We start from the raw sequence: 14,014 nt of genomic DNA on the forward strand, positions 1-14,014 counted from the left end.
CGCCTTCAACAGGAACAGGATCCGCGAAGCGGTCACTGCAAAGGTCTGTTGCGGTCCAATGGAAGGACGGCGTCATTATGCGAAGCGAGCGATACGGCGCGCCGGAACATCTCGATCCGCTCGAGGGATGGATCGCCGATCCATCCCTCCGCGAGATCCAGGAACCCGTCGGTCCGGCTCCAGCCTGAACCCGGCGCCTCATCGGCTCGGCGTCTACTCGGCTGCGCCGCTCTCGGAAGCTAGGGTCGGGCCGGCTTCAGGCCGCCTGCGCCGGAATGTCCTGCGCAGAGCAACGTAGAAGACCGGCGTCAGGAAGAGGCCGAACAACGTCACGCCCAGCATGCCGGAGAACACGGCCGTGCCGAGCGATTGGCGCATTTCCGCGCCAGGCCCGCTGGCGATCACTAGCGGCACCACGCCCAGGATGAAGGCGAATGCCGTCATCAGGATCGGCCGCAGCCGCAGCCGGCAGGCCTCGACAGCCGTCTCGACGGCGTCAAGGCCGCGCTCCTCACCTTGGCGCGCGAACTCGACGATCAGGATCGCGTTCTTCGCCGCCAGGCCGATGAGCACGATCAGCCCGATCTGCACGAGGATGTTGTTGTCGAGACCGCGGAAGGCGACGCCCAAGAGGGCGGCCAGCACGCTGAGCGGGACGATAAGCACGATGGCGAAGGGGGTAATCCAGCTTTCGTATAGCGCGGCGAGCGCCAGAAAGACGAACAGAACCGACAGGCCGAAGATGAAGACCGCCGTGTTGCCGGTCTGCCGCTCCTGGAAGGCGAGTTCAGTCCATTCGAAGGAAGTGCCCTGCGGCAGCGATTCGGCTGCGATCCCCTCCATCAGGTCGAGCGCGGTGCCCGTGGCGACACCCGGCGCTGCATTGCCCTGAAGCGGCACGGAGACGTACATGTTGTAGCGTTGCACGAGCGAGGGACCGGTGACGTCGCGGATCTCGATCAGTGTGCCGAGCGGCACCAGGTCGCCGGCCGCCGAGCGCACCTTCAGCTTCAATATGTCGTCGCGATCGATGCGGAAAGCCTGGTCGGCTTGCGCCCGCACCTGGTAGACGCGACCGAAGGCATTGAAATCGTTGACATAGGCGGTGCCCAGATTGATCGACAGCGTCTCGAAGATGTTGGGGATCGGCACGTTCAGCATGCGCGCCTTGTCGCGGTCGATCGCCAGGAAGAATTGCGGGCTGGAGGCCGAGAAGGTGGTGAAGACGCCCATCAACCCGGGCGTCTGGTTGGCCTTGCCGGCGATTTCGTTGGCCAGCGCCAGAATCGGCCGCATGTCGGCGCTGTTGCGCTCCTGGAGCATCATCTTGAAGCCGCCGGAGTTGCCGATGCCCCGCACTGGCGGCGGCGGCAGCGCGATGATGAAGGCCTCCTGGATGCTTTGCAGGCTGCCAAACAGCGTGCCGATGATCTTGTCGGAAGTATCGCCGCTCTCGAGCCGTTCCTCGAAGCTCTTGAATGGCGCGAAGATCACGCCGGAATTGCTGGCGTTGGTGAATGTCGCACCGTTGAATCCTGCGAAGGCGACGGCGTTGGCGACCCCCGGCGTCTCGCGGATGATATCCGACGCCTTCTGGATAACTGCGTCCGTTCGGGCGAGCGAAGAGCCATCCGGCAATTGCACGACGACGATCGCATAACCCTGGTCCATGTTCGGGATGAAGCCGCGCGGCACCGTCTGCAGCATGTGATAGGTCGCGTAGAGCAGGCCTGCGAAGACGAGCAGCATGGCGGCAAGCGCCAGAGTCGTGCCGACCAGTCTGTGCACCAGCCACGCATAGCCGTCCGCCATCCTGTCGAACCCATTGTTGAACCCGTTTGCCAGAGCGCGGCCGAACCTTGCCAGAAAGAAGTTCGAATGTTGCTCGATGTGCGGCTTGAAAAGCACGCCAGCGAGAGCCGGCGAAAGCGTCAGCGAGTTGAATGCGGAGATCGCGGTGGAGACCGCGATGGTGATGGCGAACTGCAGGTAAAACTGGCCGGAAATCCCGGGAATGAAAGCCGCAGGAACGAAGACGGAGATCAGCACCACCGAGATCGCGAGGACCGCGTTTCCCACTTCATCCATGGTCTTGTGCGCAGCGGCGCGCGGAGCGAGCCCCAGCCGGATGTTCCGCTCGATATTTTCCACAACCACGATGGCGTCGTCGACAACGATGCCGACCGCCAGCACCAGCCCGAACAGAGTGAGCATGTTGAGCGAGAAGCCGAAGGCGAGCAGCACGGCAAGTGTGCCGATCAGCGAGACCGGTATCGCCACGATCGGCACGATGGCCATGCGCCATGACTGCAGGAACACGACGATGACGATCACCACCAGCAGGATCGCCTCGGCGATGGTGACATAGACCTCGTTGATAGATTCGGCGATGAACTCGGTCGGATTGTAGATGATCTCGTAGGCCAGCCCCTCCGGGAAATCCTCCGAAAGCTCCGCGATGGTCTTCTGGATTTCTTCCGCCGAGGCCAAGGCATTGGTGCCCGGCCGCTGGAAGATGCCGAGCGCCACCGCCGCCTTGTTGTTGAGATAGGAATTGGTGATGTAGTCCCTGGCGCCGAGCTCTATGCGCGCCACATCCTGCAGGGAGATCAAGCGGCCGTCCTCGGTCGACTTGACTATGATGTAGCGGAATTCGCGCGCGTCTTCGAAGCGCCCTTGCGTGGTGACCGTATACTGGAAGGCCGAGCCGTCGCCAATCGGCGGCGCGCCGATCGAGCCGCCCGACACCTGGACGTTCTGGTCGCGCAGCGCCTGGACTACGTCGCCTGCGGTCATGCCGTAGGCGGACAGCTTTTCCGGGTCGAGCCAGACGCGCAGCGAATATTCGCGCTCGCCGAAGATCTGCACGTCGCCGACGCCGTCCAGTCTCAGCAGGACGTCGCGCACGCGCGAACGCGCATAATTCGAGACGTAGAGCTGATCATATGTGTCGTCGGGCGACAGCATATGGATGACCATCATCAGGTCGGGCGAACTTTTCGCCGTGGTGATGCCGAGCCGGCGCACCTCTTCCGGCAGGCGCGCTTCGGCGATCGAGACGCGGTTCTGGACCAGCACCTGCGCCGCGTCGAGGTCGGTGCCGGGGCGGAAGGTGATGGTGAGCGACATCGAGCCTTCGCCGGAGGAATAGGACGACATGTAGAGCATGTGCTCGACGCCGTTGATTTCCTGTTCGATCGGCGTCGCCACGGTCGCGGCGACCGTCTCGGCGTCGGCGCCCGGATAGGAGGCGCGCACCACGATGGTCGGTGGCGCGATTTCGGGATATTGCGCGACCGGAAGCTGCGTATAGGCGATGCCGCCGACGAGCACGAGCACGATCGACAGCACCGCCGCGAAGATCGGGCGGTTGACGAAGAAATGGGCGAAGTTCATTGCGTCTGCCCTTCGGCTTCAACCTTGGGCGGCAACGTGGTCATCTCGGACTTGACGGTGACGCCCGGCCGCACTCGCACCAGCCCGTTGATTACCACGGTCTCTTCGCCGGTGAGGCCCTCGCGGATAACGCGATAGCCGTCGATGCGCGGGCCGGTGCGGACCGGCTTGGCCGAGATCAGGCCTGCCTCGTCGACAACGAAGACGATGCGGCGGTTCTGATCGGCGCCGATCGCCTCGTCAGGCAGAAGCACGCCCGGATGCGGCAGCGAGCCGGGCACGTTGATGCGGCCGAACATGCCCGGCTGCAGCACGCCGTCCTTGTTGTCGAAGCGCGCCCTGGCCCGCATCGTGCCGGTAGCTTGGTCCAGACGGTTCTCGGCGAAGTCGAGCTTGCCCTTGAACGTCGCTACATCACGGTCGGCGACACGGACGACAACTTCGACGCCGCCGGCGCCCTCCTGCATGACGCCGCCGCGCTCGCGGGCGTCGCGCGCATAAGCGAAGTAGGTCCGCTCATCGATGTCGAAATAGAAGTCGATCGGGTCGATCGAGACGATGGTGGTCAGCACGGTCTGGTCGGCCTGCACCAGATTGCCCGGCGAGATGAGCCGGCGGTCGACCCGGCCGGAAAACGGCGCCTTGATCTCGGTGAATTCGAGATCGAGACTTGCGTTTTCAAGTGCCGCCTCCGCGCCGTCCAGTTGCGCCTGGGCGGCGAGATATTCGCGGCGGCGGTCGTCCAGTGTCGAAACCGGTATGTTGCCTTCGCGCGACAGGGTCTCGGCGCGCTCGAACTGCATCTTGCTGAATTCGACCAGGGTCTTGGCCGAGTCGACCTGCGCCTGCGCCTGGTTCAGCGCCGCCTTGAACGGCCGCTGGTCGATGGTGAACAGGAGGTCGCCCTGCTTGACCAGCGTACCGTCCTGGAAATGGACCTGGTCGAGATAGCCGCCGACGCGGGAGCGCAGCGAAACCTGGTCGACGGCTTCGAAACGGCCGACGAACTCATCGTCCTCGACGATATCGCGCACCAGCGGCTTGGCTACCGTGACGACGGGCGCGGGAGGCGCTTCCTGCGCCTGTGCGGCCAGGGCCGCGAGCAAGCCGATCGCCGCGAAGGCCGCGGCGGCGAGCCATTTTGCAGGGACGTTTCTCATGGAGGGGGCGGCCAGAGAATCGTGGCGGAGGCGTGCAGTGTGAACCATGGTTACCCCTCGTAATCGGCTCTTCATGCGAAGTCCGTAACATCTAGGCAGCGGGTGTGCCGCACAAATCAATTTTTTGAACTGACCACCACAACCGACAGCTTGCTATAGAACAAACATCATCAACCTTGACAAGGACGCGGCTACCGGGCAGCGCGAACATACATCTCGCGTTTATCCGCTGCGCAGGCATCGCCATGCGCTCGAGCTAAAGCGGATCTGACAAGCCATTGCGCATCCCGACGTGCGGCGGTTCTGTCGGGAGGAACAGGGAAGCTCTCGCATAGAGGCCCGACCTGATTCTCATTCTGACGAGCGGCGAGGTCGCCTGGGTTCTCCGGTCCTAAATGGGGATCATCTATTCGTCGAGCGCGATGCTCGCACCACTATCGTCGATATCTTCAAATCCCGGCATGATGTCACCAGCCAGCAGCTTCTTCTTCGACAGCAGCCCGGCATCTTCAAAGCGCCTCGAAATCCGGCAAATCCCGCAGCGTGTCGAGGCCGAACTCCAGCAGGAATTCTTTTGTCGTAACGTAGGTGTATGGCGCGCCTGGCGTCGGGCTGCGCGGGCCCGAAGCGATCAGCTTCGCCCCGCGCAGATGGCCGATCAGATCGCGAGAAATCTCCTTCCTGAAGAAGGACGACAGTTCGGCGCGCGTAATCGGCTGAAAGTAAGCGATGCACATCAGCACCAGCACGTCCCCACAAGCGGCGTGATGCGAATTCAATGGCAAGACGTCTCATGGTTTCAAGGTCCCACCGGTGTACTATGTCGACCCCAGCTACTTTGCCGATGTCCGTGACCTGATGTACCAAGTCTTGAGGTCGGACTGGACTTCTGTTCTGGCCACCGAACTGCTGAAAACGTCACGCGTCAGGATCATAAAGCAGGCACGCTTCCAACGTGGCCTGATGATGACGGTCGTGTCTTTCATCGTGCTGGGAGGCGAGCAGTTTTTGCGCAGCGTCGCCGTCGTTCAATGAGAAAGTGTAGCGGGACGAAGTCCCAGAGAATGGTGAAGGCCACCCGAGTTTTGTCGGCGGAAAGCCCCCGCTCCTCCATCCAATCAGACAGTTGGGCATGCTCACTCCGCGCCCGAGAAACTGAATTAACCACATTCGAAGAAGGCGGAGGGCGGTTGGGTTTGTCACCGATCCGTCTCGCGTAACATGTTACTGTTGGAATTGGGGCCATCCGCAGCACGTCCAGGCGCAAAGGCAAGGAAGATGCCGACCTTAAGCAATGGCAGTGAACTCATCGTATGGAACGAACCCGAGAATCCCAATCCGACCCCTGACTCGGTCCTTTTCAGCATTACGGAAACAGACGGCGACGTAATCGGACCGATAGGCGCAAAGCCGGATTTCCCTTTCGGTGGGATCGAACTAGCTTCGGTCGATGTCTTCGACGGCTTCTTCACCATCACCAGTTTCACCCACGAGGGCAGGACCGAAACCTGGACAACTGTGGAAACGCAGGTCTTCGACAACGAAGGCAATTTTCTCCGCACCGTGTCCGACCAGGCGGCCTTCCAGTCGGTCCGGATCGTCTCGATCAGCGCCGACAGCCCCGACGACCTCACGGTGACATGGATCGGGGCGAACGAATATTTCGGCGGCGAAAACACCCAATACGGTCAGCACCAGATCATCTTGAAAGGGGGCGTGCTTCAGTCCGACACCTTCGTTAATCACGCGCCCACCGTTGCCGACCTGGAATTGTCGATTTCGCAGGCGCAATCTCTCGACGACGTCAAGTTCAGCGCGACAGATGCCGACTACGATCTCTTGAACTTTATCGTCTTGGACGGGCCGGACAGCGGCACCCTAGAGCAGGAGACGAGTTTCGACGGTAACTACTACCCGTTTCACCAGGGTCATTATGGCACTACCCTGCACTATCATGCGGATTTTCTGAGCGGAAACCTGTTCGACTACACACCGGAGGCCGGCTTCATCGGCACCGACAGCTTTACGGTTTACGCTACGGACGGCCAGGGCAACAGCAATGTGGCGACGATTACGATCACCGTCACTCCGCCGGCCGAATCCATTACCCTGACCGACGCCAAAAACATCGCGAGCTACGCAAGCCATGATCATGCCGTGCTCATCGCCGCGCTGGGCGGGGGCGACCGCATCAGCGGCACCCCGTTCAACGATACGCTCGACGGCGGTGCCGGCCACGACCAGCTGTTCGGCGGCGCCGGCGCCGACGACATCATTGGAGGCGCGGGCACCGATTGGCTGAAGGGCGGCGCTGGCGATGACGAGATCAGCGGTGGTGAGGGCGCAGACGGCGTCCGCGGTGACACTGGCGACGACGTCCTCGACGGCGGCGCCGGCTCCGACGACATGCGAGGTGGTGCTGGCGACGACATCCTCAATGGCGGCGCTGGCCGCGACTGGCTGGCCGGCGACGCGGGCAGGGATGTCTTCGTGTTCGACGCACTTGGGCCGGCGAACTACGACGGGCTAGAAGACTTCAATGCGCTCGACGATGTGTTCTGGCTGGACAGCTCCGCATTCGTCGGGCTGTCGGCCGGCTCGCTTTCCGCTGCGGTTTTCGTTGTCGGCAAGCACGCCATCGATGACAATGACCACATCATTTACGACAAGCAGACCGGCGATCTGCTGTTCGATGTGGACGGGGCAGGAGGAGCGGCGACTGTCAAGTTTGCCGCCCTGGACCCGAGCACATTCCTCACAGTGGACGACTTCTTCGTGTCATAGGCGCGCATGGTGGGGGCGCAGCTACATAGACCGGGCGTGATCGCGCCCATGCGCAGGATTTCCCTTCCCATTGCGCAGTAAGGGGCGTCAGGGCTCATCGGAGCCCTTGATGCTGGTGTCTGCAACGGTGAGGCATGATTTCGACGAACGCGGCTATCTTTTCATCCGCATTGAGAAACCTTGCATTTGACGGATGCAGTGGTGCCACGCGGCAATCCATCGTCGTGAGCCAGCCGATGCTATTGTGCTAGTTTCGCCGCACTGCGGGTGGCTATATCATCCAAGACAGCATGAAGAAGCGTTCCGACTTCCTGTTCGGCCAGCCCGGGTGCAATTCCTGATTCGGATAGTTGAACGAGAATTGCCTTGGCGGTGTTGCGCCAGAAGGCGTTCGCGTCCTCCCCGTTCTTGGTTTCCAGGACCAGGGCGATCCCTTCGACCAATTTCCGCCGCCGATGCAGCGGAAATGCGCTTATGTTTGAATCGCACATCGATCACCTCACCCCTTCAGTCGCGCGAATAAGCATTGGCGGGTTAGAAAATTTGGTTAACAGCGCTCTTTTTGACGGTGGTCAGCAATGGAACTAAGCGTCCGCTGGGCTCGATGGTCGGTGCCGCGAATAGCGGCTGGACGCAGCGGCATGGCGAGTTCGAGTCCCTGTTGAAGTATTACGGCCTAGGCCTGACGGCGCAGGAGTCCGGCATGAGTGCCAGCATGCGGCTCAGCTGGCGGCCGATCGACGCCTGAGGCTTACCGGATCGGCGTCTCGCCGCGAAACAGCGGCTGGTGCGCCCGCATCAAGGCGGTAATCCGGTCGGCGACTTTTCGTACCGGCGGCGAGTGACGTTCCTCGTGATGGGTGACGATCCATTGGTCGGTTTCGAGTTCGGGGATAGGCTGAGCGACGCGAACCAGCCGCGAATCGCTGTCACCGACGAAGCACGGAAAGATCGAAAGGCCGGCGCCGGCGGCCACCAGTTCGCGCACCGAATGGGTGTTGTTGCCGCGCACGGCGATGCGGTCGCCGTGATGGGCACGCAGCCAGCGCGCCGAGGCAATGTTTGCCGCTTCGCCGGTGACGCCGACGAACAACCCGGCGGCGATGCCGTTGATCAGGTGGCGTCCGGAATAAATGGCGTGGGCGACCTTGCCGCTCTGACGGCTGGCCAGCCACTGCTCGGTCGGGCGCTCGCTGCGGATGCCGATGTCGGCGGCACGGCGGCCGATGTCGACTCGGTCGGTGGTGGTGACGAGCTCCACCCTTATGCCGTCATCGACCGTCCAGATCTCGCCGATATGGGCGGAAACGAAGGCTGAGGTCCATGGCCCGGCCGACACGCGGACAATGCGGTCGGGCAGGTTCCCCTCGCGCCAGCGGGTCAGCGACTGCATTGCTGCCTCGACGTCTTCGGCGCGCCGCAGCAGTTCTTCACCGACCGGGGTCAGCCGGTAGCCTGTCTGCTGGCGCACGAACAGCGGTTCGCCGATCTGCTTTTCGAGCGCGGTGACGCGTCGTCCAAGGGTGGCTGCGCTGAGGCGCGTGGTTCCCGTCGCTGCGCTCAAGCCACCCAGCCGCGCAACGTCGAGAAACAACCTCAAATCGTCCCAGTCGATATCCATTTTGCAGAAATGAAAAACTCGTTGCGACCGTGGCTGTAGCGCGAAGCGGGCATCACGCGCAAGTATGCAGGCATTGGAGGCGTTGGACAATCCTGCTTGGAGCGACAGTGACAAGCGCCTCGGCTGGCGAAGAAGCCAGCGCAATCCTTTCGATCGCGCAGCGCTTCGCGCAGATGCTTTGCGCTTTCGATCAACCCAAGCGCGCGGGCATTCTGCGCGCCAAAGGAGACGATCATGTTGTATAAACTTCGACACCGTTTCGCCCGCTGGCTTGCCTATCGCCAGACGCTTGCGAGCTTGAGGCAGGCCCCAGACAGCACACTGGCGGACGCTGGCATTTCTCGCGAGGAGATCCGCGAGCATGCCCGCAACGCCAGCCTGCGTCGTTGAGAGAGGCGGGGCATGCAGATGATGGAGCAGCCCTCGCCACGACTTTGCCCCTCTTACCAACTTAGCGCTGAAGCCGGCCAATCGAGCTTCGCTAGCGCTGCAGCGCCCAGTTTGATTGTTCTCGCACGAACGCGATCCAGGGCAATGCCGGGACGCCCAGTCATCGTCCAACGCCATCCTGGACGGATTAGCCGACTTCTAACTCACAGCGATGCGCACGCCGGTGCTATCGAAAAGATGCAGATGGCTGGTATCGAACTTCAGATCCACCGTATCGCCTGAAGCCACCGGACATTGTCCGGCGACAACCGCGAGCATGGTCTGGCCGCCGCTTGTCTTGGTGTGGACGATTGTCTCGGAGCCGAGGGCTTCGACCAGCGCGACGCGCGCCGCAATGTCTCCCTTGCCGGCGTCGGCGAGGCCGATGTGATGCGGCCGCAGCCCGAGCGTCACGTCGCCATTGGCCGCGCTGACAGTCCCGTCGATCTCGAATCCAGCTGAACCGTCCAGCGTGAGGCTTGACCGGCCAGTGCGCCCGGGTGCCACCTTTACCGGCAGGAGGTTCATACGCGGTGCACCGATGAAACCGGCGACGAACACATTGGCCGGATGATTGTAGAGGTCGAGCGGCGTGCCAATCTGCTCGATGCGGCCGGCGCGCAGCACGACGATGCGGTCGGCAAGCGTCATCGCCTCGATCTGGTCGTGCGTGACATAGACCATCGTCGCCGACAGCCGCTCGTGCAGCGCGGCCAGTTCGGCGCGTGTCGAGATGCGCAGTTCGGCGTCGAGATTGGACAGCGGCTCGTCAAGCAGGAAAGCGGTTGGATTGCGCACGATGGCGCGGCCGATCGCGACGCGCTGGCGCTGGCCGCCGGAGAGCTGGCCGGGGCGCCGGTCGAGATACGGCGCGATTTCCAGCATCCGCGCGGCTTCGGCGATGCGCGCATCGATTTCGGCACGCGCCATACGGGCGTTCTCCAGTCCGAAGGCCAGGTTCTGGCGCACGCTCATGTGCGGATACAGCGCGTAGGATTGGAACACCATCGCCAATCCCCTGTCGGCGGCCGGAACGGTGGTCACATCCTTGCCATCGATCGCGATGGCGCCGCCTGTCGGCCGGTCAAGCCCGGCGATGAGCCGCAGCAATGTGGACTTGCCGCAGCCGGAGGGGCCGACGAAGACGATCAGCTCACCGTCAAGAATATCGAGATTTATGTCGTGCAGCACGCCGATCTTGCCGAATGCCCTCGATACGCCGGTGAGTGTGATCTGGCTCATGCTAGCCTCTATTTCAGACCGGAGCCGGCAATGCCGGTGGTGATGAAGCGCTGAAGGAAAATGAACACCAGCACGACCGGGATCATGGTGACGACAGTCATGGCCAGGATGTAATGCCACTGCACGTTGAGTTCGCCGGCATAGGTGTTGAGACCAACCTGCAGCGTATAGACCTCCTTGCGCGACAAAACGATCAATGGCCAGAGGAAGTCGTTCCAGCGCCAGACGACGGAAAAGATCGCGAGCACCGCCAGCGCTGGGGCGGTCAGCGGCAGGATGATGCGCCAGTAGATCTGCCATTCGGACGCTTTGTCCATGCGCGCTGCCTCGATCAGTTCGTCGGGTATAGTCAGCATGTACTGGCGTAGCATGAAGACGCCCGTGGGCGTCGCCACTGTGGGCAGGATCACGCCCCATAACGAGTTGAACAGTCCCATTGCCGAGATGACCGAATAGAGCGGCACCAGAATGACGGAGAGCGGCACCATCAGCGTCGCGACGATGAGCATCATCACAGCCGAACGTCCCCGAAAATTGTACTTCGACAGTGCGAACGCAGCCATCGAATTGGTCAGGAGCGTAATCAGGGTCGCGACCACGGTGACGAAGACCGAGTTGCGCAGGTAGAGGAAGAAGTCAAAGGCGAGGAAAGGCTGGACATAATTATCGAGCGCGAAGGCGATGCTGCGCTTGGGCGTACGGTTCCGGATGTTGACGCGTATGATCTCGCCCGGGTTGGCGGGATCGACCATCTGCGCGACGGTGCCGAGGCGGCGCACTTCGGCGAGCACGCGCACGCTGCCATCGTCATTGCGCACTTCGAATAGCTGCAGCGGCTTCTCGTAACCCTCCACGATCGCTTCGGCGGTGACATAGGGCAAAATAGTCGGCGGGAACTCCGCCAGCGCCGCAGGCGTCTTGAACGACGAGTTGACCAGCCAGAGCGCCGGGCCGAACATGACAAGCAGCCCGCCGATCAGCCAGAACCAGGTGAAAACGTCCGTCCAGTGCCAGCCGGCGCCGCCGCGCCGGCGGAACAGAAATTCCGCAACCCTGCTCATCGCATTTTGCCCCGCTGCTCGTTGCGCCTTGCGATGCCCAGCTGGATCAAGGTCAGCACGACCAGCACCGCTCCCATGAGGATCGAGGCTGCGGAGGCGAGCCCCGGATTGCGCAGCAGCGAGGCGAAGCCGACCTCGTAGATGTACTGGGTGAGGAACAGCGTGCTGGTGCCGGGACCGCCGCCGGTCAGCACATAGACCTCGTCGAATATCTGCACGGCGCGGATGAGTGTCAGCACCAGCACGACCAGCAGGTTGGGCGCCAGCAAGGGCAGCGTTATGCGCCAGAAGACGCGCATCGGCCGGGTGCCGTCCATCTCGGCGGCTTCATAGAGGTCTTTCGGAATGGCCTGAAGCCCGGCGAGAAGGATCAGCGCATAGAAGCCGACATGGGCCCAGACCGACACCATGATCGTCGCCGTGAAGGCCCAGTTGCGCTCCACCAGCCAGTTGACCGGGGTCCCGCCGGCCTCGAACACCATCAGGTTGAGCAGTCCCTGCCGCTGCAGGATCCAGCGCCAGATGAGACCGACCACGACCGGCGACAAAAGCACCGGGAAGAAGAACACGGCGCGCCAGAAACTGCGCACACGCAACTCACGGTTGAGCACGAGCGCGGTGACAAGCGCTACGGCGACCATCATCGCCACTTGCAGCACGACGAAGGCCAGGGTGTTCCAAACCGCGATCCAGAACAGGTCCTCGGTGCAGCTCTTCGGATCGAGATAGCTGCCGCAACTGAACAGCCGCCCATACTGATCGGCGCCGACGAAGGTGCGGTCGCCGAGGAACAGCGCCCCGCCACCGGTCATCGAATAGAGGATGTTGATGACCAGCGGAAACAGCACGAATATGCCGAACACCAGCATGTTCGGCGCCAGGAAGAACACGGCCATGCCATTGCTGCCCGTGCGCCGCTGCAACATGCGCAGTGGCGCATCGAAAATATTCGCAAGCCAGCCGACCGGCGCCAGGATCATGGCGCCGGCGCGGGTTGCTATGCCGTTTCGGACGTCTGCCATGACACTGCCGCGACGCTACTTCGATGCCTCGGCCACCTGTGACTTGATGTCCTCGTCGATGCGGACGAAAGCCTCGTCGAGCTTCAGCTCGCCGGCCATGACCTGACTGATGCGGGTCACCAGCGCGCCATAAACCGGAGTTCCCCATTTCCATGCCGGCAGGGCGGCGGCATTCGGCGCGATCTTGCCCGACGCCCCCAGGAAGGCTTCGAGCGACGCCTTGACGTTCTCGTCATCGGTCTTGTAATCGATCTTGCCGGCGAGAACGCCCTTGTGTGCGGGCAGGAACAGGGTGCGCTCGGTGAATTCGCGCATGATGTCCTCGCGGCCCAGGAAGTCCATCACCTTGCCGACTTCAGCGGCGTTCTTCGTGTATTTGATGGCGACCAGCGCGGCGCCACCCGGCATGCCGGTGCAGGCGGCGGTGCCGCACGGCGAGCCCGTCGCCACCCAGTCGAAGTTCTTGCCGATCTTGCTGGCGAGGTTGGCGACCTGCCAGCTGCCCGAATAGTAGTAGGCAATCTGCCCATTGATGAAGTCGTCGGCCCCGGCGCGATAGGTGGTGCCCGACGCCGACACCCAGATCTCCTTGTTCATGCGGCCGTCGGCAACCCAATTGACCAGCTTTTCGGCGAACGCTTTCGTGCCGGCGTCGATCGGCGCCGGCAGTCGATCACCGCCGATGTAATTGGCGCCATAAGAAATGTTCGCCGCCGAGATACGATGGCCGCTGCGATCGATGGCAAAGGCAGCATTGAGCTGCTGGCTCTGCTGCACCTTGCCGGCGGCATCGATCCATTCGTCCCAGGTTGCGGTGTCGGCCGGGATCGGCACGCCGGCCTGTTCGAAAAGCGTCTTGTTGACGAAGCCGCCGGTCAGCGTGATCTGGGTCATGAAGCCCGGAATGACCTTGGAACCGTCAGGGCGCATCCAGTCGAACTGGTCGCCGAAATTCGTCTGCCAGTATGCTGGATCGGCAACCACAGGCGTCAGGTCGAGCCAATGATCGGCGAGTTCCTTGATGTTGGTGACGCGGGCGATATCGGGACCCCGTTCTGCCTCGAGTTCGACCGGAAGCTGCTCCTGGACAACCTTGTAGGCGACGTTGTCGAGAATGACGTTGATGTCCGGATTGTCTTTCATGAAGCGGTTGAGCAGGTCCTGTATCACCTCGCCCTCGACACCGTCCGAGTACCACATCACCCGAACGTCGCCTGCGAACGCGGTCGACGACAGAAGGCCAGCCGAAAGGCCCAGGATTATCGAATTCATTCTCATGGTTCACTCCTCCGCTTTTGC

12 protein-coding genes and 2 pseudogenes are annotated in these 14,014 nt (G+C 62.3%); 4 read left to right on the forward strand and 10 right to left on the reverse strand.

Annotated elements, in window-relative coordinates; translation table 11 throughout:
- Positions 1-188, forward strand: a pseudogene (locus AC0L3N_RS10985) (DUF429 domain-containing protein); the annotation flags it as partial.
- A gap of 25 nt (positions 189-213) precedes the next feature.
- Here the strand turns inward: AC0L3N_RS10985 and AC0L3N_RS10990 are convergent.
- The 3 genes and pseudogenes from AC0L3N_RS10990 to scpB form a co-directional block, all read right to left on the reverse strand.
- Positions 214-3,396 (reverse strand): efflux RND transporter permease subunit, encoded by a 3,183-nt coding sequence (locus tag AC0L3N_RS10990; protein ID WP_473547638.1) that lies wholly within the window; start codon positions 3,394-3,396, stop codon positions 214-216.
- Positions 3,393-4,556, reverse strand: coding sequence for an efflux RND transporter periplasmic adaptor subunit (locus tag AC0L3N_RS10995; RefSeq protein ID WP_473547639.1), 1,164 nt, complete (start codon positions 4,554-4,556; stop codon positions 3,393-3,395). The genes AC0L3N_RS10990 and AC0L3N_RS10995 overlap by 4 nt, the downstream gene beginning before the upstream one ends.
- Before the next feature lie 406 nt (positions 4,557-4,962).
- A pseudogene (gene scpB / locus AC0L3N_RS11000) lies at positions 4,963-5,308 on the reverse strand (SMC-Scp complex subunit ScpB); the annotation flags it as partial.
- A 61-nt stretch (positions 5,309-5,369) separates the two neighbouring features.
- On the opposite strand from scpB, the gene AC0L3N_RS11005 reads away from it, so the two are divergent.
- On the forward strand, positions 5,370-5,591 hold the full coding sequence (locus AC0L3N_RS11005) for a hypothetical protein (RefSeq protein ID WP_473547640.1): 222 nt from the start codon (positions 5,370-5,372) through the stop codon (positions 5,589-5,591).
- A 483-nt stretch (positions 5,592-6,074) separates the two neighbouring features.
- Entirely contained in the window at positions 6,075-7,340 is a 1,266-nt protein-coding gene (locus AC0L3N_RS11010) for a calcium-binding protein (protein ID WP_473547641.1), read from the forward strand.
- A 239-nt stretch (positions 7,341-7,579) separates the two neighbouring features.
- Here AC0L3N_RS11010 and AC0L3N_RS11015 read toward each other — a convergent pair whose 3' ends face one another.
- The 3 genes from AC0L3N_RS11015 to AC0L3N_RS11025 form a co-directional block, all read right to left on the reverse strand.
- Complete coding sequence (locus AC0L3N_RS11015; RefSeq protein ID WP_473547642.1) at positions 7,580-7,831, reverse strand: DUF6074 family protein; 252 nt, start codon at positions 7,829-7,831, stop codon at positions 7,580-7,582.
- A gap of 260 nt (positions 7,832-8,091) precedes the next feature.
- Positions 8,092-8,934 (reverse strand): LysR family transcriptional regulator, encoded by an 843-nt coding sequence (locus AC0L3N_RS11020; protein ID WP_473547643.1) that lies wholly within the window; start codon positions 8,932-8,934, stop codon positions 8,092-8,094.
- Positions 8,935-8,936: 2 nt separating this feature from the next.
- Entirely contained in the window at positions 8,937-9,197 is a 261-nt protein-coding gene (locus AC0L3N_RS11025; protein WP_473547644.1) for a hypothetical protein, read from the reverse strand.
- Here AC0L3N_RS11025 and AC0L3N_RS11030 point away from each other — a divergent pair.
- Positions 9,196-9,351, forward strand: coding sequence for a YjiS-like domain-containing protein (locus tag AC0L3N_RS11030; RefSeq protein ID WP_473547645.1), 156 nt, complete (start codon positions 9,196-9,198; stop codon positions 9,349-9,351). The genes AC0L3N_RS11025 and AC0L3N_RS11030 overlap by 2 nt on opposite strands.
- 198 nt (positions 9,352-9,549) lie before the next feature.
- Here AC0L3N_RS11030 and AC0L3N_RS11035 read toward each other — a convergent pair whose 3' ends face one another.
- From AC0L3N_RS11035 to AC0L3N_RS11050, 4 genes are read right to left on the reverse strand one after another with little or no spacing between them, the layout of a single operon-like run.
- Positions 9,550-10,632, reverse strand: a complete 1,083-nt coding sequence (locus AC0L3N_RS11035) for an ABC transporter ATP-binding protein (protein ID WP_473547646.1) — start codon at positions 10,630-10,632, stop codon at positions 9,550-9,552.
- A gap of 8 nt (positions 10,633-10,640) precedes the next feature.
- The gene (locus tag AC0L3N_RS11040) at positions 10,641-11,693 is read right to left on the reverse strand and encodes a carbohydrate ABC transporter permease (protein ID WP_473547647.1); all 1,053 of its coding nucleotides are present in this window, start codon (positions 11,691-11,693) and stop codon (positions 10,641-10,643) included.
- Entirely contained in the window at positions 11,690-12,715 is a 1,026-nt protein-coding gene (locus AC0L3N_RS11045; RefSeq protein WP_473547648.1) for a carbohydrate ABC transporter permease, read from the reverse strand. Before AC0L3N_RS11045 ends, AC0L3N_RS11040 begins: the two co-directional genes overlap by 4 nt.
- 15 nt (positions 12,716-12,730) lie before the next feature.
- Positions 12,731-13,993: an ABC transporter substrate-binding protein gene (locus AC0L3N_RS11050; RefSeq protein WP_473547649.1), complete on the reverse strand. Its 1,263-nt coding sequence runs from the start codon at positions 13,991-13,993 to the stop codon at positions 12,731-12,733.
- Positions 13,994-14,014 lie beyond the last annotated feature (21 nt).

The organism is Mesorhizobium sp. WSM4807 (genome assembly GCF_055811615.1).